At 36.7% G+C, this 24,040-nt stretch carries 19 protein-coding genes and 3 tRNA genes; 5 read left to right on the forward strand and 17 right to left on the reverse strand.

The window, feature by feature from the left end; all coding sequences use genetic code 11:
• Positions 1-18 precede the first annotated feature (18 nt).
• Entirely contained in the window at positions 19-2,028 is a 2,010-nt protein-coding gene (gene tkt / locus ACZ9HT_RS09580) for a transketolase (protein ID WP_476040267.1), read from the reverse strand.
• A gap of 435 nt (positions 2,029-2,463) precedes the next feature.
• On the opposite strand from tkt, the gene ACZ9HT_RS09585 reads away from it, so the two are divergent.
• Positions 2,464-4,374 (forward strand): fumarate reductase/succinate dehydrogenase flavoprotein subunit, encoded by a 1,911-nt coding sequence (locus tag ACZ9HT_RS09585; protein ID WP_476040268.1) that lies wholly within the window; start codon positions 2,464-2,466, stop codon positions 4,372-4,374.
• 66 nt (positions 4,375-4,440) lie between these two features.
• Entirely contained in the window at positions 4,441-5,184 is a 744-nt protein-coding gene (locus ACZ9HT_RS09590) for a succinate dehydrogenase/fumarate reductase iron-sulfur subunit (protein WP_476040269.1), read from the forward strand.
• A gap of 73 nt (positions 5,185-5,257) precedes the next feature.
• On the opposite strand, the gene ACZ9HT_RS09595 is transcribed toward ACZ9HT_RS09590, so the two are convergent.
• The 8 genes from ACZ9HT_RS09595 to ACZ9HT_RS09630 form a co-directional block, all read right to left on the reverse strand.
• Positions 5,258-6,289: an NAD(P)/FAD-dependent oxidoreductase gene (locus ACZ9HT_RS09595; RefSeq protein ID WP_476040270.1), complete on the reverse strand. Its 1,032-nt coding sequence runs from the start codon at positions 6,287-6,289 to the stop codon at positions 5,258-5,260.
• A 74-nt stretch (positions 6,290-6,363) separates the two neighbouring features.
• Positions 6,364-7,242, reverse strand: a complete 879-nt coding sequence (gene porN, locus ACZ9HT_RS09600) for a type IX secretion system ring subunit PorN/GldN (RefSeq protein WP_476040514.1) — start codon at positions 7,240-7,242, stop codon at positions 6,364-6,366.
• Between the two features lie 254 nt (positions 7,243-7,496).
• Entirely contained in the window at positions 7,497-9,062 is a 1,566-nt protein-coding gene (gene porM / locus ACZ9HT_RS09605; protein WP_476040271.1) for a type IX secretion system motor protein PorM/GldM, read from the reverse strand.
• Between the two features lie 52 nt (positions 9,063-9,114).
• Positions 9,115-9,801 carry a type IX secretion system motor protein PorL/GldL gene (gene porL / locus ACZ9HT_RS09610; protein ID WP_476040272.1) on the reverse strand — a complete coding sequence of 229 codons (687 nt, stop codon included), beginning with the start codon at positions 9,799-9,801 and terminating at the stop codon, positions 9,115-9,117.
• Between the two features lie 52 nt (positions 9,802-9,853).
• Positions 9,854-11,269: a T9SS ring complex lipoprotein PorK/GldK gene (porK, locus tag ACZ9HT_RS09615; RefSeq protein WP_476040273.1), complete on the reverse strand. Its 1,416-nt coding sequence runs from the start codon at positions 11,267-11,269 to the stop codon at positions 9,854-9,856.
• Positions 11,270-11,380: 111 nt separating this feature from the next.
• On the reverse strand, positions 11,381-13,231 hold the full coding sequence (glmS, locus tag ACZ9HT_RS09620; protein WP_476040274.1) for a glutamine--fructose-6-phosphate transaminase (isomerizing): 1,851 nt from the start codon (positions 13,229-13,231) through the stop codon (positions 11,381-11,383).
• Positions 13,232-13,253: 22 nt separating this feature from the next.
• Positions 13,254-14,819, reverse strand: coding sequence for a DUF4270 family protein (locus ACZ9HT_RS09625; protein WP_476040275.1), 1,566 nt, complete (start codon positions 14,817-14,819; stop codon positions 13,254-13,256).
• A gap of 15 nt (positions 14,820-14,834) precedes the next feature.
• On the reverse strand, positions 14,835-15,605 hold the full coding sequence (locus ACZ9HT_RS09630; protein ID WP_476040276.1) for a glycogen/starch synthase: 771 nt from the start codon (positions 15,603-15,605) through the stop codon (positions 14,835-14,837).
• Positions 15,606-15,800: 195 nt separating this feature from the next.
• Between ACZ9HT_RS09630 and panC the strand changes: the two genes are divergently transcribed.
• Positions 15,801-16,649: a pantoate--beta-alanine ligase gene (gene panC, locus ACZ9HT_RS09635; protein WP_476040277.1), complete on the forward strand. Its 849-nt coding sequence runs from the start codon at positions 15,801-15,803 to the stop codon at positions 16,647-16,649.
• 421 nt (positions 16,650-17,070) lie between these two features.
• Here the strand turns inward: panC and ACZ9HT_RS09640 are convergent.
• The 3 genes from ACZ9HT_RS09640 to ACZ9HT_RS09650 all read right to left on the reverse strand — a co-directional run bounded on the left by ACZ9HT_RS09640 (position 17,071) and on the right by ACZ9HT_RS09650 (position 17,436).
• Positions 17,071-17,143 (reverse strand) — tRNA-Lys (locus ACZ9HT_RS09640).
• A gap of 88 nt (positions 17,144-17,231) precedes the next feature.
• Positions 17,232-17,314: transfer RNA gene (locus tag ACZ9HT_RS09645), tRNA-Leu, on the reverse strand.
• A 49-nt stretch (positions 17,315-17,363) separates the two neighbouring features.
• Positions 17,364-17,436: transfer RNA gene (locus tag ACZ9HT_RS09650), tRNA-Lys, on the reverse strand.
• Positions 17,437-17,540: 104 nt separating this feature from the next.
• On the opposite strand from ACZ9HT_RS09650, the gene ACZ9HT_RS09655 reads away from it, so the two are divergent.
• The gene (locus tag ACZ9HT_RS09655) at positions 17,541-18,050 is read left to right on the forward strand and encodes a shikimate kinase (RefSeq protein ID WP_476040278.1); all 510 of its coding nucleotides are present in this window, start codon (positions 17,541-17,543) and stop codon (positions 18,048-18,050) included.
• On the opposite strand, the gene ACZ9HT_RS09660 is transcribed toward ACZ9HT_RS09655, so the two are convergent.
• Complete coding sequence (locus ACZ9HT_RS09660; RefSeq protein ID WP_476040279.1) at positions 18,047-18,484, reverse strand: RNA-binding S4 domain-containing protein; 438 nt, start codon at positions 18,482-18,484, stop codon at positions 18,047-18,049. The genes ACZ9HT_RS09655 and ACZ9HT_RS09660 overlap by 4 nt on opposite strands.
• Positions 18,485-18,542: 58 nt before the next feature.
• On the opposite strand from ACZ9HT_RS09660, the gene ACZ9HT_RS09665 reads away from it, so the two are divergent.
• Positions 18,543-19,268, forward strand: coding sequence for a hypothetical protein (locus ACZ9HT_RS09665; RefSeq protein ID WP_476040280.1), 726 nt, complete (start codon positions 18,543-18,545; stop codon positions 19,266-19,268).
• A gap of 79 nt (positions 19,269-19,347) precedes the next feature.
• Here ACZ9HT_RS09665 and recO read toward each other — a convergent pair whose 3' ends face one another.
• Genes recO through ACZ9HT_RS09685 form a run of 4 tightly spaced genes read right to left on the reverse strand, consistent with a single transcriptional unit; the run spans position 19,348 to position 24,016 of the window.
• Positions 19,348-20,037, reverse strand: a complete 690-nt coding sequence (recO, locus tag ACZ9HT_RS09670) for a DNA repair protein RecO (RefSeq protein ID WP_476040281.1) — start codon at positions 20,035-20,037, stop codon at positions 19,348-19,350.
• A complete protein-coding gene (porZ, locus tag ACZ9HT_RS09675) occupies positions 20,037-22,298 on the reverse strand; it encodes a type IX secretion system anionic LPS delivery protein PorZ (RefSeq protein ID WP_476040282.1) in 2,262 nt (753 codons plus the stop codon). Before porZ ends, recO begins: the two co-directional genes overlap by 1 nt.
• Positions 22,299-22,302: 4 nt before the next feature.
• Entirely contained in the window at positions 22,303-23,253 is a 951-nt protein-coding gene (locus tag ACZ9HT_RS09680) for a bifunctional metallophosphatase/5'-nucleotidase (protein WP_476040283.1), read from the reverse strand.
• Positions 23,246-24,016 carry a 5'-nucleotidase C-terminal domain-containing protein gene (locus ACZ9HT_RS09685; RefSeq protein ID WP_476040284.1) on the reverse strand — a complete coding sequence of 257 codons (771 nt, stop codon included), beginning with the start codon at positions 24,014-24,016 and terminating at the stop codon, positions 23,246-23,248. The genes ACZ9HT_RS09680 and ACZ9HT_RS09685 overlap by 8 nt, the downstream gene beginning before the upstream one ends.
• Between the last annotated feature and the right edge of the window lie 24 nt (positions 24,017-24,040).

Consider the following 24,040-nt stretch of genomic DNA (forward strand, 5'->3'; position numbering starts at 1 on the left):
ATAGAAGTTAAAAACATCTCAGTCTTCCTTTAAAAGCAAATCCCGTGCTCTTTTCATGACGTTTTCTACCGTAAATCCGTACTCTTCAAAAATTTGTTCTGCAGGGGCGGATTCTCCAAATTTTTCAATTCCGATTACGTCACCATCATCAGTAGTATATTTCATCCAGCCAACTGGAGATCCTGCTTCAACTGCCAAACGTTTTCGAATTTTTTTGGGGAAAACTTTTTCACGGTAATCTGCGCTTTGCTTGTCGAATAGATTCCAACATGGTATACTTACTACTCTTGCGTGAATATTTTCTTTCTTCAACTGTTCCTGGGCTCCCATAATTAATTGAACCTCTGAACCTGAGGCGATAAGAATTACATCTGGTTCGCCTTCGGAATCTGAAAGAATGTACGCTCCTTTTTCAAGATTTTCTGCGCTTGCATATTTTTTCTGATCGATGATCGGAATTCCCTGGCGAGTTAAGACAATACAAACCGGACCATCTTTATGTTCAAGGGCAACGCGCCAAGCCTGAGCAGTTTCATTTGCATCGGCGGGACGAATAACGGTCATGTTTGGAACCGTTCTTAATCCGATCAGTTGTTCAACCGGTTGATGCGTTGTTCCATCTTCTCCCAAACCAATGCTGTCATGCGTATAAACCATGATCGGACGAATTTTCATGATGGACGCTAATCTTAAAGGTGGCCGCATATAATCAGAAAAGATCAAAAATGTTGCACCATAAGGAATAAGATAATTACTCAAAACCATTCCGTTCAAAACGGCTCCCATCGCATGTTCGCGAATTCCAAAGTGGAAGTTTCGTCCGTCTCGGTTTTTAGGCGAAAACGATTTATAATCGTCGAGATTGGTATCTGTAGAAGGTGCAAGATCTGCAGAACCACCAATGAGTTGCGGAAAATATTCGGCGATGGCATTTAAAGTTTTACCGGAAGCTTTTCTGGTGGCTAAGTCTTCACCCGCTTCAAATACGGGAAGTTTTTCTTTCCATCCTTCAGGTAATTTTCCTGCAGTAATGTCTTCATATTCTTTGGCTAAATCTGGATGGCGTTCTTTGTAATTTTTGTAGAGTTCGTTCCAGTCAGTTTCATTCTGAGCAGCTTTTTTTCCAGCGTCATGGTAAAAATCGGCAACCTCTTCGGGGATGATGAAACTTTTATCCGGATCAAAACCGAAATTTTCTTTCACCAAACGAACTTCATCTTTGCCCAAAGGCGAACCGTGAGCAGCGGCGGTATCTTCTTTATTCGGACTTCCGTAACCAATAATGCTTCGGACTTTAATTAAGGAAGGCCGGGTTGTTTCTTCTTTTGCATTTTTGATGGCGGCAGAAAGAGCTTCCAGATCATTAATATCGGAAAGGTTTTGTACATGCCATCCGTAAGCTTCAAAACGTTTGGAAACATCTTCATCAAAAGCCAGATCGGTATCACCTTCAATAGTAATGTGATTGCTGTCATAGAAATAAATCATATTTCCCAATCCAAGATGGCCCGCAAAAGAAGCTGCTTCTGCTGTAACTCCTTCCATTAAATCACCATCGCTACAGATCGCATAAATATGATAGTCGAAGATATTAAAATCCGGTTGATTGTAACGTTTCGCCATATACTGTTGTGCGATCGCCATTCCTACTCCATTCGCAAATCCCTGTCCTAAAGGTCCGGTGGTTACTTCGATTCCGGGAGTTAATCCGTATTCAGGATGACCTGCTGTAATGCTGTGAAGTTGACGAAAATTTTCGATATCCTTTAAAGAGATTTCATATCCCGTTAAATGCAGATAACTGTACTGCAACATGCAGGCGTGACCACAAGAAAGAACGAATCGATCGCGGTTTACCCACTCAGGATTTTTCGGATTATACTTCATGACTTCCGACCATAAAACGTGGCCCAGAGGAGCTAAAGCCATTGGTGTTCCGGGATGTCCGGAATTTGCTTTTTGCACCGCATCTGCAGATAAAACCCTTACGGTGTCGATACTTTTCTGAATTAAATCGTTATTTTCCATAGTGTAATATTTCTTCTTGAACAGTGAATTTCTTATGTCGATTATAGCTGTGAAAGCCTGTGAAATCGGTAAGGAAGCGCTGAATTTAGTTTAAGATTAATTAGTCATCTTTTGTTATCTTATTCTTCAGTTCTAAAACAGGAACAAACATTCAGCCAACGAATGGTTATTAACTATGAAATTTCTTATTTTAAGCATTGATTGTAACTCTTAAAATTATTTTTGATAAAAAATTTTCAGAATTTATACTCATCGCACAACCTTTTCAAAAAAATTTAAATGTTATTTTGAATTTAGTTTGTTAAAACGAAGTGCGAATTCTCCAATAAATATTACAAGAAATACGTCGGCCCTTTAATATGACATCTATCGTAAAAAGAGTAATCGCACTCACTGGATTCGCTTCCAAGGTAATAATTCGTTATTTTAGCTGATATGAAACTCAATGCAAAAGTTCCGGAAGGTAAGCTGGAAGATAAATGGCAAAATTATCAGGCGAAAGCGCAATTAATTAATCCGGCCAACAAAAAGAAATTAAATATTATTGTTGTTGGATCTGGTTTAGCAGGAGCAGGTGCCGCCGCAACTTTAGCCGAACTTGGCTATGAGGTCCAATGTTTTTGTTATCAGGATTCTGCTAGACGTGCACATTCTGTGGCTGCACAAGGTGGAATTAATGCTGCAAAAAACTATCAACATGATGGTGACAGTGTTTATCGCATGTTTTATGATACTTTGAAAGGTGGAGATTTCCGATCTAGAGAAGCGAACACTTACCGTCTGGCAGAATTATCTGCTCCTTTAATTGACCATTTTGTGCAGCAAGGAGTTCCATTTGCTAGAGAATATGGTGGCGTCCTGGTTAACCGAAGTTTTGGTGGTGTTCAGGTAGAGCGAACTTTTTACGCCAGAGGACAAACTGGTCAGCAATTATTAATCGCAGCTTATTCTCAATTATATAAAATGATCAGGGCAAAAAAAGTTGAAATGTTGCCGAGACATGAAATTCTTGATATCGTTATTATTGAGGGAAAAGCAAAAGGCGTGATTGCCAGAGAATTAACGACGGGAGAAATAAAACGTTTCGCCGCTGATGCTGTAGTTCTGGCGACTGGTGGATATTCACGCGTGTTTAGATTGTCAACTTTGGCAATTGGCTGCAACGGAAGTGCCATCTGGAAAGCTCACAAACGCGGTGCTTATTTCGCGGCGCCCAGTTTTACCCAAATTCATCCAACGGCGCTCCCACAATCCAGCGACGCCCAATCGAAACTCACTTTGATGTCGGAATCCCTGCGAAATGACGGTCGTATCTGGGTACCTAAAAATAAAGAGGACCCTCGGAAACCTGGCGAAATTCCGGAAGAAGAACGGGATTATTATTTGGAAAGGCGATATCCAAGTTTTGGAAATCTGGCACCGAGAGATATCTCTTCCCGCGCTGCAAAGGAAAGAATTGATGCCGGACACGGAGTCGGAACTTTTAAAAATGCAGTTTATTTGGATTTTAAACATGCAATCGAAAATTTTGGTAAAAAAGAAATTGAAGACCGCTATGGAAATCTGTTTTCAATGTATGAAAAGATAACAGGAATAAATGCTTACGAAGAACCTATGAAAATTTCTCCAGCGGCGCACTTTTCTATGGGTGGACTTTGGGTCGATTATGAATTAATGACCACAATCCCGGGCTTATACGCGATCGGCGAATGCAATTATTCTGATCATGGCGCAAATCGTTTGGGTGCGAACTCGCTTCTCCAAGCCAGTATTGATGGATATTTTATTCTACCGAATACCATTAATACGTATTTAGCAGGAGAATTAAAAGAGAAGCATCCGGGAACAGAACATTCAGAATTCCTGAAAATTGAGAATGAAGTTAAAGAACAAATTCAAAAAATTCTGGCGATTAAGGGAAGCCGAACAGTGGACGATTTCCATCGTGAATTAGGGAAAGTGATGTGGCAGGAATGTGCGATGAGTCGCAATAAGAAAGGTTTGGAAGCTGCTATTATTAAAATCAGAAAAATAAGGGAAGAATTTTGGAAAGACGTTAAAATCACAGGTCATGAAAATGAATTAAATCGTGAGTTAGAAAAAGCTTTGCGTCTGGCAGATTTTATTGATTTAGCAGAATTGATGTGTATCGACGCTTTGCAACGGGATGAATCCTGTGGAGCACATTTCCGGGAAGAATATCAAACTGAAGATGGAGAAGCACTTCGGAATGATCAAGATTTCGCCTATGTTTCTGCCTGGGAATATAATGGTGGCGATTTTATTTTACACAAAGAACACTTAGATTTTGAATTTGAAAAACCTACCGTTCGAAACTACAAGTAATTCAGACTACTTTAAAAATTCGAAATATATTTATAAACTTCTCATCAACGCAATAAAAACATCTCAATGAAAGTAACATTTAAAATTTGGAGACAGGAAAATTTCGAAGCTAAAGGTTCCTTCATGACTTACGAAACAGATGGACTCAATGAGGAAATGTCTTTTCTTGAAGCTTTAGATCATCTAAATGAAACGCTGGTTTTGAAAAACGAAAAAGTCATCGCTTTTGAACATGATTGCAGGGAAGGAATTTGCGGACAATGTGGTGTCTTTATCAATGGTCGAGCACATGGACCACTTGCAAATACTGCGACTTGTCAATTGCACATGCGAAGCTTTGAAGATGGCGATACCATTGTGGTAGAACCTTGGAGAGCAAGTGCATTTCCTGTCATTAAAGATCTGGTGGTTGACCGGTCTGCTTTTGACCGCATTATAGAACAGGGCGGATTTATTACGACTAAAACGGGAACGGCGGCTGAAGCAAATTCAATTCTAATTCCGAAAGAAATTGCGGATAGTGCGATGGATGCTGCAGCTTGTATTGGTTGTGGTGCTTGTGTTGCGACTTGTAAGAACGCTTCTGCTGCGCTGTTTACTTCTGCAAAAATAAATCATTTGAACAGATTGCCACAAGGAAAACCGGAAGAACATCGCCGAACTTTAGAAATGATTGTCCAAATGGATCTGGAAAATTTTGGAAGCTGCAGTTTCACCGGTGCTTGTGAAGTAGAATGTCCGGTGGATATTTCCATCAGCAACATAGCAGAAATGAATGCAAGATATTTTAAAGCGAAATATATTTCTTAGGACCTGAATTTTTATAATGATATTGAGGAAATGTTTTAGAAGCGTTTTCACTCTCGACAGACTCTGTGTATTTTTACTTGATGAATCTCTTTATATCGACTTCGGGCGTTAAAATTTTTCTATTTTCGATGTGCTCAAAAAGTTCGAGGGAAAAGTAACATCCATTTAAAATTCCACGGGCACCTAAACCATTGTAAATATAAAAATTAGAATGGTCTGGATGGTTTCCAAGAATAGGTCGTCGGTCTTTTACGGTTGGCCGAAAACCATAATTAATTTCTTCAATTTCAAACTTATGCGGATAAAATGATTGCAAACTTTCCGTCAATTCCTGGGTTTTAAAGTCATCAATTTCATTCTCCCGTTCGTTGGGATCGTAAGTTCCACCGTAATAGTAAGATTCTTCATTCAGTGGAAAAAGAAAATGCTTTTTCTTTAATGTATGCTGATGATTTAACTTTTGGGAGAGTTTGACTTTTAGATGATGTCCTTTATTGGGAATAACAGGAATATCGCCGAAGAAAGGATTTTTCCGTACTCCCATTCCTTCGCAAAATACGATATGTTTAAAGTTAAAGTCTTTGTAACTATGATCAGAAATCTTCTCGTAATCGAAGTCTTCCTGAACCAAAATATTATTCTTTTGGAAATAATCTGAAAAATCGTTAAAAAACGCTTCAACATTCAGTCGGGCAGATTTTTTGACAGAGCCTGTTCCAAAAGGATTTCTTATAGTATCTAAAGTCTGAAATTCAGGATTCAAAAACGGTCCCAATTCCTCCGTTTCAGTTTTACTGAGCCACAGTTCCTTTTCGTTTTCATCATGAAAAATGCGGTGTATATTTTCGTGAATCAAATAATTTTTTCCAGTGTAAGTTTCGATCTCGTCCATGGTTTTGGTGAGGAAGTCAATCTGCTCTTCCGCCAACCAAAATGTAGTGAACTTTTTTAATACTACGGGATTAATGACACCGGCGGAAACTCTGGAAGCTCCATTTTGATTGCCTGAAAAAATAACGAAAGATTTGTTATGCTTTATTAACTGGTGTGCAAAAAAAATCCCGGCATAACCATCGCCTACAATAATATAATCAACATTTTTCATTTTTATCGGTCTAAAAATTCAATAAAAAAAACCTGAGTAAAAATACTCAGGTTTTGGGATATTTTCGAGTGAAATTAATAATTCCACATATCGTTTTCCATTTGGAGGATCTGTCCTTTAATTCTTTCGCTTTCTTCTAACTGTGCATCTGCATCACGTGGAATATAATCTTTAATAACTCCGTTTCCTAAACCGTTATCTGATTTATAAATGATGGTAGAAAATCGACGGGCGTTCAATAAATCATCAAAGGAAATATCTGAAGCAAGATTTTTACTGTTAAAAACAATAGAGTTTGCTAAAACTTCCCGCGCATCCGGATAATACACCCAGAACAGATCGATCAATTCATCTTTCGCTGCTAAAGGTTGTCCATCTGGTCCATATTGGCCCATTGTTGCTGGATCTTGTCCCATCGCGGCAATTCCTAATAATCGGTATTTCATCTGACTGTCTCTTCGGTCAATATACCACATTCCCTTAATTTTCAAAACTTTTACATTTTCAGTTTTAGTCTCGTAAACATTGGTAAATTCTTTCTTTTCTTCGTCCGTCAGTGTCCCGCTCTCGTTCAGCTTATCGATACCAGCATCGCTCATTACAGCATTTTTGATTCTGGCCTGAATGGCGTCTGGATCTAATCTAATAGAAAAAAGTTCGTCATCATAGACTTCTTTGATTCTGCCGTCATTAATCGCATCGAATAAAATTTGATACAATGATTTATTTTGAGAAACCAAACCGTCTTCATTGTGGTAAAAAGGTTGATTCAACTTATCGTTCATATCAATAATTTCCCAAACGACCATGCTTTTCAAGATGTCCTTGTCTTCAATAAAGCCATATTTTAAAGGAGTTTTTCTGGTAGAAACCATAGAATCACCTTGCTTGATCATTCCCAACTCACGAAATTTTCGGAAAGATTCGGGAGACTTTGCATTCAAAATCGACATAGAATTAATAGGCTCTTCTGGAATCGCTGGCGTGGCGTAGGCGTTAACCAAGGAATCAATATTGCCCATATCAGCACCTTCTTCCTGTTTTGCAGCTACCACAGCCGCAGTTTTAGGCTTGGCTTTTCTTTTCGTTTTTTTCTTAGTTTGCGCTCCAGCAAAGCTGAAACTTAAAGCAAGAACTATTAATATGACCTTTTTCATTCTAAAATTTTTGTACTAAAGACAACTTAATTATTAAATCAGTAACGATTTTATTGCACGTTTATTATGACGTTTCCTATGTTTTTTAACTGCTGATTACCAAGTCCTGTAGCGGTTGCCTGAATATTAAATACGTAAGCAATATCACCATTTCTAAGGCCTTTTGTAAGATTGCCAACAGAACTTAAAGAACTCCCGTTAACAAGCATTGCTGCTTTTCCAGGAACTTTAAACATAAAACTGTTTACCGTAAAAGTTACCGGGAAATCGAAATCTGGCATGTCTGCAGAAACTTTCTGATTAGGAATTGAACTTGCAGGCATTGACACAATATTTTTACCCTGAATCAATCCAATTGGTGGCGGAACATTTTTGATTCTGAAAGGGAAAGCTTTAGAGATCGTTTCACCTTTTGGTCCTTTACCAGAAATCGTTAATGTTGTACTGGTTCCAGATCCTGGTGTTACAACCCATGTACCACCTCCTGTTTTAGAAACTCCGGCTCCAGATGCAGATAATGTTGTTTGTCCATTATTTGCTCCAAGGATCGAACCTGAAATTGGATTTGGTAAACCTCTGTATAAAACCTGCATTTTGTCTGCAGATAATAAGGCACCGCTTTCAAAAGCAACTTCTTTTGATCCGGGAACTACCGTATAAGGATGATTATAAGTTAAAGGATGATCTTTTCCGTTTACGTCTTTAAAGGAAATTGTTCCTGCAAACGATTTATCGCCTAAAGAACCCGTATCTAAATTACGAACTCCTTCTCCATTTGTTATGGTTAAACCTGGCATGGTTAATCCCGGAACATTGCTGGAATAATTACCGATCGCTACTTTACCTTGAGCAGTTTCGCCCTGAACAACCATTGTTGGTGCAGAAACTATTGCAGAATAAGCATCAAACTTAATGTCTGCATCTACTTTTTCCTGAAGCATTACTGATAATGCATCACCTTGAATTCCTCTAGCAGAAGATTGAATAACTTCTAAATTTGAAAGTGCCGCAATTAAAGGTTGGTTGTAAAATTTATACTGAACCCAATTCTTACCGTTTCTAAGTTCTTTATATTCCGTAAGCATTTGCTTATTGGTTCTTGCAACTACTGCCTTCATTAAGTTGTTAGATCCGAATGTTTGATTCACAAAGCTTTTAAAAGCCTCAATTTTTAGTTTTAAGTCAGCCGCTTTTTTTGATGGATTATTTTCATCACCGCCTGTAAAAAACATATTGGTTGAAGGTTCTGTATTATTTAGTGACGCAAAACTCTCCTGAATATCGAGTTCGTTTTTGTTGTATTCTGCTTCTTTACTGAGCTCTAACTTTAAACCCTCTATACTTTGAACCAGATCGTCGGATACCGCTTCTAATTTTTTATAATTTGCCAAAGGAGCAGAAAAAGTTTCGGGAGTATTAGCAGCCTTAGCTTCTAAAGTTTTCCCGAAAATACTATTGTTATTTTCAGTTAAGGTTCTGGTTTCTTCCAAAGAACCGGTCGTATCTTTATAGGATCTAATGATCTCCTGGTCGATCTGCATTGCAAGCATTGCAATGAACACCAGATACATCAAGTTGATCATCTTCTGACGAGGCGTCTGTTTTCCTTGTGCCATTTTTAGTAAATTTTGTTAATAGTTTAAATTTTATTTATAAATGGATAGGAAACTATGATTTCATTGCGCTAAGCATTCCGCCGTAAACTCTGTTAAGACTATTTAGGTTTGAGGTTAATCCTGTTAATTCTTCATTAAATTTCTCTGAATGAGCAGCAGATTTCTGCATATCTTCAACATATTTTTTACTGTATTCAGTTTGCGTTTTACCGTGCTCTAACTGAAGAGAATACAATGCATTCATGCTTTCTAAATGACTTGCAGCTAGTATTAACTGATCATTGTATTTTTGCGTAGAACCAGTAACATCAACCGTTTGGTTAATTTGATCAACAGAAGTTGAAAACTTGTCGATTCCCGTTCTTAATCTGTCGAAAAGACTAACATCTAATTTTGCATCAGCCAGCATTTTGTCTAATTTATCTGATAAAGAAGTTTCTAACTCTTTCACCTCTGCAGATTGTAAAGCTAAAGAAGAATGTTTTGGGTTTGCTTCTGCATGCGAGTCTAACAACTCTGGATATACGTTTTCCCAAGCATAAGATTCTTCAGATTTTGGGATATCGAATGCAAAAATCGTAAAGATAATCGCTTCAGTAATCAAACCGATAGCCAACGTTACATTTCCGGTAAGAGGACCTATACTCCAGTGAGTCATTTTAAAAAGGGCACCCAAAATTACAATTGCAGCTCCAATTGAATAGATGAAATTGTAAGTTGCTTCTTTAGTTTTAAACATATGGCTTTAATTTATTAGTTAGTAAGAATTATTTGTTTATTTTTTTTTAAATCTAGTTGGTTCTTTTTTTGAACTTCGCTGTACCTTCCGGAATATCCTGCACGGTTCTAAAACCGATATAACTTCTGGCAGAATCTTTTCTTTCGTAATCTCTGGCACCATTCATTAATAAATACCCAACATCTTTCCAGGATCCTCCTCTTACAGATTTTCTCACCTCTTTATAAGCTTGATTAGATAAGTAGGGATTTAGAGTAGATGCAAATTCGTAGGTTGAATTGTTGTATGGAGATTCTGTCCACTCTGCAACGTTTCCAGCCATATCATACAATCCAAAACCATTTTTAGCAAATTGTTTCACGGGAGCAGTGTATGTAAAAGTACCTTTCTTCTCGTCTTCGATATAATTACCACGTTTCGGTTTAAAATTCGCTAAATAACATCCTCTGTCATCTTGCAAATAAGGGCCACCCCAAGGGTAAGTTGCATTTTCTTTACCACCTCTTGCCGCATATTCCCACTCCGCTTCGGTTGGAAGACGGAAAGCCATTGCTTTCTGTTTTTTCTTTTTCAGGGATTCGTTGTAATCAGATTTCAATTTAGATTTATAATTACAGTAAGCTCTTGCCTGATCCCAGGTTACACCAACAACAGGATAATTTTTGTAAGCACTGTGCCAGAAATATCCATCGTAAAGCGGTTCGTTATAAGCGTAATTAAAATCTTTGATCCAAACCGTGGTATCAGGATAAACAGCGATACTTTCTTTTTTCAAATATTTTGCACCTCTGGATTTATCTTTGACAGCAGATTCTATATCTTCCCATTTAAAAGCATAAAGCAATTTTCTGGTGTCGATAATTCTTTCGTTATTGATTCTTTCTGCAGGTGGAATATAAACTGATTCTAAGATCTCTGCATATTGAGCATCCGGATATTCTGAAGTTTTCCAGCGTAAAGGAACGTTCCAGTCTAATTTTTTAGATTCATCATAACCATCTCTTCCGCCCTGAGAATCCATAAACTCCTGATAAGCTGTTTTGTCTTCACCCGCTTTTTTACCTAAGTAAGCGTAATCTCCAATCGCTTCTCCGTCTCCCTCAGTACCACCATCTCCAGCAGCTTCTGCTAACAAAGAGCGTACAACAGAATCACGTACATAATTAATAAATACACGGTATTCTGCATTGGTAATTTCTGTCTCATCCATAAAAAATGAAGAAACAGTTACTGTTTTAAGCGTTGCTTTTTCTGGAGTATCGGTAAAGTCCTGATCAGCAAGACCCATTACAAAAGATCCTGCAGGTATGGCAACCATTCCGTAAGGTCTTTCTGCAACAAATGATTTAGACTTTCCTTTTGGAACCAGTTCACCTTTAACTCCGGGCTTACCAGCGGTAGAACTGCCCCTTTTGGAACACGAAATTATTAGAGTGGCGGATAGTAATACAAGAAATATTTTGTTCATGCTATTTTTTGAAATTAAGCGGTAAATATATAATTTTTTAGAAAAACAATTATGATTTTTTTTCCAAAACGAAAAAATGTTTGGATTATTTCATAAAAATTAACATTTTTTTTATTCCACAGTCACAGATTTCGCCAAATTTCTAGGTTGATCCACATTTGCACCTCTGTAAACTGCGATATAGTAAGCTAATAGCTGCAACGGTATGGAAGCGATGATGGGAGAAAAACATTCGGAAGTTTCCGGGAACTCAATCACGTAATCCGCTACGGAAGAAACCTGAGTATCCCCTTTGTTGACCAACGCAATTACTTTTCCTTTTCTTGCCTTAATTTCCTGGACATTACTCACTATTTTATCATAATGACCCTGTTTAGGTGCGATAATTACGATCGGCATATTTTCGTCGATCAGGGCGATTGGACCATGTTTCATTTCTGCAGCCGGATAACCTTCTGCATGAATGTAAGAAATCTCCTTTAATTTTAAAGCTCCTTCTAAAGCTGCAGGGAAATTATAACCTCTACCTAAATAAAGGAAGTTTTGTGCGTCGATAAAATTCTTCGCAATTTCTTTTGTGATTTCGTGAGTGGTTTCTAAAACCTCCTCAACTTTTTTTGGCAATGCATCAAGTTCAGTAATCAATTTCATGAATTCCTGATTGCTTAACTGACCGTTATGTTTCCCTAATTTTAATGCAATTAAAGAAAGAACGGTTAGTTGAGCTGTAAATGCTTTTGTAGAAGCTACACCGATTTCTGGTCCGGCGTGCGTGTAAGAACCTGCATCGGTGATCCTTGAAATTGAAGAATCAACTACATTACAAATTCCATAGACGAAAGCTCCTTTTTCTTTGGCCATTTTAATCGCAGCCATAGTATCTGCAGTTTCTCCAGACTGAGAAATTGCGATCACGATGTCTTTCTCAGTGATGATTGGGTTTCTATATCTAAATTCTGAAGCATACTCCACTTCAACAGGAATTCTTGCAAATTCCTCGATCAGATATTCCCCAATTAAACCTGCGTGCCAGGAAGTACCGCAAGCGATAATGGTTATTTTTTGCGCCTGATTCAATCTTTCGAGATTATCCCAGATCCCGGCCATTTTAATAATGCCTTCATCTACCAACAATCTGCCTCTTAAAGTATCATGAATTGATTTTGGCTGCTCGAAAATTTCTTTCAACATGAAATGCTCGTAACCTCCTTTTTCAATTTGTTCTAAGCTTAATTTAAGCTGTTGAATTTCGGGAATTATTTTCGCGTTGTCTTTAATGTTTCGAATATCCACTCCATTTTCTAATGAAATCGTTGCCATGTGGCCTTCTTCCAGATAAACAGCTTCTTTCGTAAATTCAACGAAAGGAGAAGCGTCTGAAGCTATAAAATATTCGTTAGTTCCTAAACCAATTGCCAGCGGAGAACCTAATCTCGCAACTACCAATAATCCTGGATAATCATCATGCATTACCGTAATTGCATAAGCTCCGTAAACTTCATTCAATGCATATCTAACTGCAGTTGGAAAATCAATATCAACATTAATATCCATAAAATACTGAATAAGATTTACTAAAACTTCAGTATCGGTCTCAGATTGAAAAGTAAATCCTTTTTCGGTAAGCATTGTTTTAATGGTATCGTAATTTTCGATGATCCCATTATGTACTAAAGCTATTTTACTGTTGTTTGAAAGATGTGGATGCGAATTCCGATCACTTGGCACTCCGTGAGTCGCCCATCTCGTGTGACCCATACCAACATGTGATTTACCTGCAAGATTTTTCGAAATTGCTACTAAATCTTCAACTTTGCCTTTAGTTTTCGCAACATCAAAACTTGTTCCTTCCTCTAAAACGATCCCTGCGCTGTCATATCCTCTATATTCTAATCTGCGAAGACCATTTATTACTACTTCATAAGCATCTTGAAAGCCCGTATATCCTACAATACCACACATATATATTCCTCTTTATTTATTATTATTTCTTTCCGTAAGTTAAAATCAACTTAGCGCTTCTCTCATTTCCTGCATCTGTACCTACAAACACTGCTCTAAAGGGTGTGAAAGATCTTGTATTAAAATTCTGCTGACCCAAATAAGATAAGCCCAATCCTGCCAAATTCCCCTTGTCATCTGTAGTGTAATTACCTACATTTAAAATAAGATCATTATTTTTCGCTTCTTTTTCGATGATATCTTTAAAGGTTTGCGTAATTCCTATATCATAATAAGCCGGATTTTTTTCGAGATCAAAGGCTTTTACCAAATTGTAAAGTCCTGTGTAAGCTAATAAGTTCATATCTGTAAGATAATCATTTAAATACTGCTCACCTACTGGCTTCGTTAAATCACGTTGTCTTACTACAAAATAATCAGGTTTTTTATAGCTGTTATCCCAGCTGGTTACATCGGTAAAAATTCGAATTTTTGCAGAAATTATTCCTATCTTATCATTATTATATAGATCTTTAATCGTGGCCACCGTAGCAGCGGGAACACGAAGTCCAATTCCAGGTCCGCCCATTCCCTGCGCAAATATTTTAGGATCTCCGCTAACTTCATTTCGATTTGTAATTGCTGTTTCAGAAGGAGTTCCTGTTCTATCAAAATCAATCTGACTAAAATGAACATTATCCGGTCCTAAATTCAATATAAAAGTAGCATCTTCCCGAGTCGCTGCATCACCATTCTTATAGTATAAGTTTACCACGATCGCATTAGGATCGAAATTAAAGATATAGCCGTCGTTTTCGTCAACCGATATTTTCAGTCCTTTAAAATATCTGATAAAAGAAGCTGCATCTGTTAGATTGGTGGCAGGACTTTTAATAATTTTATTCTGAAAAAAGGTTGAATCCATAGGGATTCGAATGGTTGGACCTCTTTCGTAAAGTGTTTTATTATCTGCGTCACCCGTAATTTTAACAGCGCTTACACTACCATTAAAAATTTTTGAACCCACCAAAGATCCCGTATTTACAGTTTTATTAGATCTTACCTGATCACTTCCTGATCCAAGAAAATCGAGAACTTCATTAATTTTAATATTAAGGATTGTTTTACCGTTTATTTTTGCCTTACCATATTTAATAACAGGATAATTAGAAACTACTTTTTTCGCAGCTACTGCTCCATCTGGGTAAATATAATCCTCAACAGTTGTAGTGGTTAAAGAATCTGTAGCATATAAAGGTTTAATGACCAAAACGGCAGAATCTAAAACCGGATTAACTCCAAAATCAGGCCCATAAATACTTAAACGCGCCTGCGTTACATAAGCAGATTTTTGCAATCCAAATTGGGGCTCATTAAATGCTCCTAAAGTTGCACTCTGCAGCCTAACAGCATCTGTACGAATGGTATCTCCCAGACCGTTTACAGAATTATAGGCAATTATCGGATATGGTGTTTCTGTGCCCTGTGCACCGTTTTGAAAAAATTGTGAACCAAGCTGATCAGCATCCGGCTCGCAACTCCATAAAATTACACTCCCAATTACCAATGTTGCGGTAATTTTGAATAATTTTTGAATATTATTTATCATTAAAATTTAAATTGATTAGTATAACTTATCGATGGAATCAGCGTTTACATACTCGGACTTTGTAGTTTTGGTCTTGTCGAAAGCTGCACTTAGTTCATCTTGTAAGAACTCGTCGCCTTTTATAACTACATCAACCAAATCCATACTTTCGATCACGAATTTCTGAAAACTTGGTTTTTTAAACGCATTTAGAGCTGTAATATTGTCGAATTTCATTTTTTCTTCTATGGTATCAGAAAGAACATAGTCTTCTTCATTATAAACAGAAAGAACAATTTTGGAATCGTTGAAATAAGAGTCGTTTTTGTAAAAAGTTTTTAAATAAACAGGGATAAACGAAGCCATCCAGCCGTTTAAGTGAATAACATCCGGAACCCAGTTCAACTTTTTAATCGTTTCTATAACTCCTCTCGCAAAGAATATAGCGCGCTCATCATTATCGGTGAATGGTTTTCCCTCATCATCAATGTAAAATTGCTTTCTCTTGAAATACTCATCGTTATCGATGAAATAAACCTGGAGCCGTTCTCCCGGTAGAGAGGCTACTTTAATAATTAAAGGTTGATCCAGATCATTAATAATAATGTTCATTCCAGAAAGGCGGATCACCTCGTGAAGCTGAAACTTACGTTCGCTAATTTGCCCAAATCTTGGCATAAACACTCTTACATCATTACCATCTTGGTGCATTTTGAGCGCCATTTTACTCACCATGGTTGCGATATTGCTATCTTCCTGGTATGGAAACATTTCGGTGGTGACGTATAATACTTTTTGGTTCGGCATAAATTCTATCGTTGTTCGTATTTTAAAGCAGAAAATTCTACCGTGCAAAATTACAAAATTTTAAACGAATAATTTTTAATTAACATATTTTAATAATTATTATTTCAAACACTTGATTTTTCGGCAAAAGATTTTCTTTTCAGGTGGTTAATTTTTTCCCAGAAATTCCTATTTTTACCTAGATAATAATATGCTATGAAAATTTTTAAAACAAAAAAGACTTTACTCGATTATATCGAAAGGCAGAAGGAAATGGGCAAGAAAATTGGCTTCGCACCAACAATGGGTGCCCTTCATCAAGGTCATATCTCCCTATATGAAGCAGCGCGGAAAGAAAACGACCTTGTCATCTCTTCAATATTTGTAAATCCTACGCAGTTTAATAATGCATCCGACCTAAAAAAATATCCACGCAACATCGAAAACGATCTTAATATTCTGGAAAATTCAGAATCTGTTGATGCTGTTTATATCCCGGAAGTATCAGATTTATATCCGGATGGTTTAAAAAGCAAGACTTATGATTTTGATGGTTTAGAAAATGAAATGGAAGGAAAATTCAGGGCCGGACATTTTGATGGCGTCGGAACGGTAGTTGAAGAATTGTTGCACCAGGTAAAACCCGACAATGCTTATTTCGGGAAAAAGGATTTTCAGCAGCTTGCTATTATTGAGAAATTAGTAGAGAAATTAAATTTGCCTGTAAAAATTCATGGGGTCGAAATTTATCGGGAAGAAAGTGGGTTAGCGATGAGTTCGCGTAACGAAAGACTAAGTCCTGATCAACGCGAAGCTTCTAAAGTAATTTATGAAACTCTGGTTAAAGTTAATGATTGGTTTAGAATTATTACCGTTCCGGAGATCAACAAACGCGTGAAAGATATTTTCGACGATCAGCGAGGAATGATTTTAGAATATTTCGAAATTGCCGATGAAGCTACTTTAAAGAAAACCGATTTCTTTTATAAAGGTCATTATTATCGCGCGTTTATCGTAGTTGTGGTAAATGATGTTCGTTTAATTGATAATATTCATTTAGACTGATTCCAAATTTTTCATGACGTTAAGCTTTTCACCTGCGGTTAAATGATAAAATCGCTAAAATATAAAGGTAAAATCCTACAGTCGAAATATCTACAGAAATTGATGTTCTCTCCAAAAAAAACCGAGCCAAAATAATTGGTAGAAAAATAATGAAGAAATAGACATTTATAAATCTATATCATTTATTCAAAAAGAAAAAGATTAAAAACACATGAATATATTTCACTTGCGTGAGTTTTAAATTTCCACAGAAATAAATTTTTGCAATCGCTTTCGCACAATTCTTAAATCATGGATGAAAATTAATATGACTAATTTCTCCATTTAAAACGTCAAAAATCTTCTTTATGGGAAGATTTTCGAACACCAAATCACAAAATATTAATATGAAAAAAAAATTACTTCCGAAGAAGTAATTTTGTGACCCGGCTGGGATTCGAACCCAGGACCCATACATTAAAAGTGTATTGCTCTACCAGCTGAGCTACCGAGTCGGTCTGTTTTAAAAATAAGTAATGAGTGATTGGTAATAAGCAATTTTACATTACTCATAAGAACATTACTCATTGCTCATGTGCGTTGTGCCTGCGACTGGACTCGAACCAGCACATCCATAGGAAACCACCCCCTCAAGATGGCGTGTCTACCAATTTCACCACGCAGGCAAAAAAAATTCGTCTCGAATATTGAGAACGAGACGAAATTTTTTGCTTGTGACCCGGCTGGGATTCGAACCCAGGACCCATACATTAAAAGTGTATTGCTCTACCAGCTGAGCTACCGAGTCGGTCACCTTTAAATTTAGATTTGTATCTCCTTTTAAAGTGGTGCAAAGATAAGTCTTTTTTTAAAATCTCAAAATTTTTCTGGTACTTTGTGAAAAATAAAAACATGATAATTTCTTTGATCGGCTACATGGGAAGCGGCAAATCTCACATTTCCAAAGTTTTGAGTCAAGATTTGAACTTAAAATTAATTGATCTCGATCACCATATTTCTTTGAAAAATAAAATGACAATCCCTCAAATCTTCGAAAAAAGGGGCGAAATCTATTTTCGAAAGCAAGAACGGGAACTTTTAGAAGAAATTTTAGCCACTAAAAAAGATTTAATTTTAAGTGTGGGCGGTGGAACGCCCGCATATTATAATAATATCGAAGTAATTAACCAATACACCGAAAGTATTTTTCTTCGAACTTCAGTCGGAACACTCACTCAAAGACTTCTTAAGCAGAAAAGCAAGAGACCTTTAATCGCAAATATTCCCGATGAAGATCTGCCAGAATTTATCGCAAAACATTTATTTGAGAGAAATTTTTATTACTCCAAAGCAAAATACACCATCGATACCGATTCGAAGGAAGTAGAAGAAATTGTAAAGGAAATCAAAACGCTTCTTTAATCTTTCGACGTCTCTTCAACATCGCTGAAGAATAAATCCCATGCGCCACCATCCATATCTGTTGTGGTGTCATTTTCTACATACTCATCCATAGCTCGACGGTCTTTTTTCGTAGGTCTGCCCTCGCCTTTGATACGGTAGTAATCCTGCGTGAGTTTTCTTTGTTTTAGCGTCTCATACTGTTCTTTTTCAGTCTTATCTACAATGTATAAAGGAACTAATTTTGCCGCCATTCTACTTTTGGGTATTTGCAAAACTTTGATCTGATAATCTATTTGATTTTTCCTGATCTTAATCATGTCGCCCTCTCTCACTTCTCGGGAACTTTTTACAGGCTGATTTCCGAGAGAGACTCTGTTCTTCTTTATTTCATCTGCCGAAACAGTTCTGGTCTTGTAAAAACGCACGCACCATAAAAACTTATCGATTCTCATATTTTATTTATACTTTTGCTGAATTAAAAATTTCAGCAATTTAATGATAATTATAAAAATGAAAAAAAGATTCTTATATCTTGCTTTAGCAACTGTTGCTTTGGTATCTTGTAGAAAAGATGAGTTACAATACGTAGAAGAAGTTAGCATAGAAACCCAAAATAGTTACGATGATGAAGCTGCACAGAGCTTTTTACAAACGCATTATTTAGATGAAAAAGGAAATTTGATGGATTATGTGGCGACTGATACCACTCACGTAAAATTAGCCAGTCTTATTCCGGCGCCTGTTACTTTACCATCTGGGGTAATTTATATTATTAGACCAGGAGCACAACCTGATCCGGGAACTACTATCGGAGAATATGACACTCTGCATTTAATGAGTACAGCGGTAACGTACGTAGCATCTAAAGTTGATGATAAAGTCAGCTATTTCGCTGGCGCTCCGTATACAGATAATGTTGGCCAGTCTGGAGTTCCTGATATTGATCCCGAATTTTATTATGTGAAAAAATCAGTTTTAGAGAAGGCGACTTTCGACGAGGCAAAGAAAAGAAGTTTTTATGAAATTGAGGGTTTTCAGGAGGGCTTGAAAAAATTTAAAGCATTCGACATTCCCGATGCAACTAACTACAATATGCAGGGAGTTATTATCGTTCCATCAAGAGCAGCCTACGCCCGCGATCCTCATGTTAATTTTGCTACCATTTCATACAGAAACAGAAGTTTTATATTTAACTTTCAGGTTTATAAAAGCATTTACTCGGCAGTACCAAGATAATTTTGTCACCGATCAAAAATTAAAAAGTTCCTCATACAGGAACTTTTTTTTGCGATAAATAAATAACAGGTATGTACTTTCACTCAAAGATCTGGCGTAAAACAGCTAGAGAATTAGGTATGTAAAATCCATTAAAATGCATGTGATAGTAGGACATGAGAGAATCAACAACATCATTCCTTTGACTACGTTTTAAACTTTTTTGCGTTTCATTTTCAGGTTCTAGAAAAACTTTCCAAACGGTAGAAATTTCCTCCGTAAAGTTTGAATGAGATATTTCATCCCCAAAAGTTCCGGATTCTGGATCTAAATAAATTTTGTTATTCAATAAAGGCGCAATTCCGCAGATTGTTAAAAAGCGAAACATCAAAGTGATGTAAGAATCGTAATGATTTAATTTAATATCCTCCCGAAAATCTTGTATGAAGCTGAATGCCATTTTATTCTGATCTTCTTCCCGTAAAATCTGCTGCAAAAATTCAGCAATAAAAAACAAGATACAATTCGTTTTAACGTCGTTGAAATCATAAAACTCAGCGGCTAATTCCATTTTAGAAACTGTCTGAACATTTCTTTGCTTCCCGTATTTTGATATAGAAATATCCAAAAGATTTAATGGAAAAAGGTAAGGCTTCTTTTTATTTTTCGCAGAATAAATTCCTTTCGCAAAAAAACTTTGATATCCTTCTTCGGCGGAAAAACAATGTAGAAAAGCATCGTTGTCGCCATATTTCACATAAGAAAGAAGAAAGCATGTTTGGTTTTGCATTAATTCACAACGGCGATTTTAGCGGTAGCAGTGTCGGTACCATCTGCATTGGTCATTAAAACAAAATAGATTCCAGATGCAACACGCACGCCACGATGGTTATTAAGATTCCATTCATAATATCCACCTCTGGAAACTGCCTGATGCACCAAATTACCGGCTGCATCTGTGATACGGATATTCGTTTTTTCAGCTAAACCGCGAATGCTCACATTTCCTTTATATTTTGAATAGACGACCGGGTTTGGATAGACCAAAACATCACCAAAGTTTTCAGTTACTTCCAGTACATCTCCCTGAAAAATCATCACTCCATCGATGGTCACAAAATAGACTTTTCCATTTTTGTTATCAACCTTAATATCCGTTACGTTATTACTTGGTAGAGGGGAATTCTCTTTAGTAAAATGTTTTAGGGTTTGTTCCCCATTTGAACTTAAGTAGAACACACCACCTTCATTTATTGAGATCCACTTTTGGTTTCCAGAATCAACTTCGATCTGTAAAATACTGCTGTCTCGAAAAAGCTCTTCTCCTACTCCGTTTTCCTCGATTATAATTGGATTTACACCTGGATCAGTTTTAATACTCGAATTTGCAGATGATAAGATTCTTAGTCCACTGTCTGTTCCAATCCACGCATCACCACTTTTATCAATTGCGACCGAAATTACTCCTTCTGCATTAGTGGGCAAACCATCGGTTTTTTTTACAAAATAGGCTTCATCATCAGAAAAACTAACTGTGTTTTTGTAATCTAATGCAGCCAAAATATTATCTCGTGGTAGAGGAACCCAAATAAAACCGTCATTAATTAGAGGCTTCTGAACCGCACTCCCGATCTTAAAACTTTTATAGGAAAATGAATCCGCAGATCGATTATACGCCATCAAACCAGAATTTCCTGCATTATTTTCTATATCTAAAAAGGCAACAGTTCCAAAAAGATTACTATCCTTGTCAAAGGAAAGACCAACGGGTCTGCCATGAAATACATCTTTTCCTGTTTTATAAACTTTCATAAAATCAAAATCCTTACTGCCCGGATTAAATTTCATTTTGTAAACGCCCTGACTATTTTGAAAAATATAATTCGTAAAAAAAACTTCATTCATATCTGAAGGATTCACTACAACATCCAAGACGTTAAATCCTAACGTGCTGTTTTTAAAAAAATTGGGATAGATCCATTCAGATCCGGTGAAATAATAAAATCCTAAATTACCATCGGCCGGAAGTGGGTCATTATATCTATTTGTTCTGTTACCGCTAGAAATATAAAGTTTCTCATTTAATGTTGTAATTTTATACGAAGTATTATTATAAGGCCCATCTGGCTTCAATAGTTCTCCTGATTCATTGAGCATACCCGACAATTTGGAGCCTGCATAAATTTGTGAATTAAAAAAAAACCCAGTGTTGAGTTGCTCATTTGCAGCATAAGATTTCACAAAATTACCGGAAGTTCCAAAGACTGAAACTGAATTTAAATCTGCCACAATAATATTTTGATCAGTCACCGTAACATCCTGAATATTTGAAAAAGTTTGTGGGAGTGTCGAAAATGTGGTTCCAATACCGTATTTCACAGTATTAGCATTCGCATAAGCTAAAACAGAACCACCAGCAATTTGATTAAAACTTCCTGCTTCAACTGTTCCCCAAGTTGAATAGATGGGAAAGGTCACATCCATTTCGTGGTATTTTAGACCTGTTGCAGTTGCTACATAAACGATATTGCCTTTAATAGTCGCTTCCCTCGCGGTTTCGTAGTTGCCCGCATTCGTAAAGAACGAAGAATCGCCAAATTCTTTTTTACCTAATTTAAAAATAGAAACGCCGTAACCCACAGAAATTACAGCCATATCGTCCGTAATCGAAATATGATTAATTTTTTTATCCCCGTTATAACCGGTCGCGATAGGAATATCTACAACATAGGTTACTCCTTCCGGCGTAATCACGTCCATGGAGCCGTTTTTATAGCCAACCAAACCAATTTTTGTTTCGGGATTATAATCAAAAGCTGAAATTTTTACTTCATGTAATCCGTTTGCTTTGGAGAGTTTTTTAAGTTCTCCCGATGCTGGCGTATAAAAAAAAATTCCGTTTTCGGTTGCTGCGATCAGTTTTCCATTATCCTCGCGAATTGCCAGAACATTATTGTAAGAAAATAGATCGGTCCATTTTGTTGATGAAATGACCTGCGCAGAAACGCTCAGAGATATAAAAAGAAGTAAAAAAGGTATTAGTTTTTTCATTATTTTAAACTAGAATAGTATCATCTATAACTTGATTGTTCCATGAAATATTTTTCACAATTTTATTTTTGTCAAAATAAAAATCGACTTTTCCTAAAAGCAATCCGGCCCAACCGACTTGATTAACCAAAACATTCTTGCCTTTTTTATTCAGAAAACTTTGCGGCTCGGGTAAAAAAGTATGCGTGTGACCGCCTAAAATCAAATCGATCCCATCCGTTTTTGCGGCGAAGATCTTATCTGAAATTTTATTTGGATTGTCTTTGTATTCGTAGCCAATATGCGAAAGACAGATGACCATGTCGCATTTTTTATCGTTTCTCAAGAAATCGGAATAATGTTGTGCAACCTCTATAGGATCCTGATAGACAGTTTCGCCATAATCTTTCTTGCCAACTAAACCTGCCAGCTCAATTCCTACCGCAAAAATTCCCACTTTTATTCCGTTTTTATTGAAGATTTTGTACGGAATTGTTTGTCCGTCCAGAATCGTGTTTTTAAAGTCATAGTTGGAACAAATGAAAGGGAATTTCGCATTGGGCTGCACTTTTTTAAAACCCGCTAAACCGTTATCGAAATCATGATTTCCCATGGTGGATGCGTCATAACCCATCATCGACATTAATCGAAATTCGATTTCTCCACCAAAAAAATTAAAATACGGCGTTCCCTGAAAAGTATCTCCCGAATCAAGTAAAAGCACATTTTTGTCTTCCTTTCTAATTTGCTCAATTAAGGCTGCTCTCCTTGCAAAACCACCCTGATTTGGATTTCTGGTGTAACTCGCGTCAAAAGGTTCAATTCTGCTGTGCTGATCGTTAGTATGAAGGATCGTTAATTTATATTCCGACTGCTTTTCTAAAAACTTAAAATTTTCTGCCAGCAATAAATTCGGTGCTAAAGTAAGTGCTAGAGTCCCACCACCAATCGTTTTCAAAAACTCCTTTCTATTCATTGGTCTTGATTTTTTTGTTTTTAAAATTTAACCGAATATCGGTTGGTGCTACAATTTGCGGGTTAGCCTTAAATTTTTCTAAGAACAAATCCCGAAGTTTAATTCCTGTGGAAATCAATTGGCCCTTAGCGAAAAAAGTCATATTATCACCGCCCATCGCCAAATAATCAGACGTTGCAATGTAATAATCTTTGGTTGGCTCTACTTCCTTTCCATTAATGAGTTCTTTTATGGTCATTCCATTATCCGTTTCAATGTACAAATGGGAAATTGGATTATTTTTTTGGGTCGTTAAATAATAATCAAAAAGTCCTTTCAGATCAGAACCTTTCATTTTTACGATAAGGACTTCATTTTCGAAGGGCATCACTTCATAAATGCTTTTTGTAATAATGTCGCCGGCTCCAATAGAAGATCGAATTCCGCCAATATTGATTAAAGCACAGTCGACACCGCCGGGGATTCCGTTCTTTTTCGCCCATGCATCAGCGCCTTCAAAAGTATAATCAGCCAAAAGATTTCCTAAATTACTGTTGTCTCCTGATTTATTTAAATCAACGGAAGTGTAAGAAATTTTGGTATTCATTTTACCTTCCAGTTCTTGTTTATAAGGTTCAATAATCGTATTAAAGTTTTGATCTTCCGGTAAATCCTGGGCAATTGAAATGTTTTTCTCGGTATGAACTTTCGCAATATTGAGCGATGTTTTACACGCCGAAAGCGATAGTGCTGCGAAGCCGATTAATAGAAATTTTATTTTCATTGAGGTAAAATGTAGTGTTGCAAA

The sequence above is a fragment of the Chryseobacterium sp. UYP7 genome, assembly GCF_056279225.1.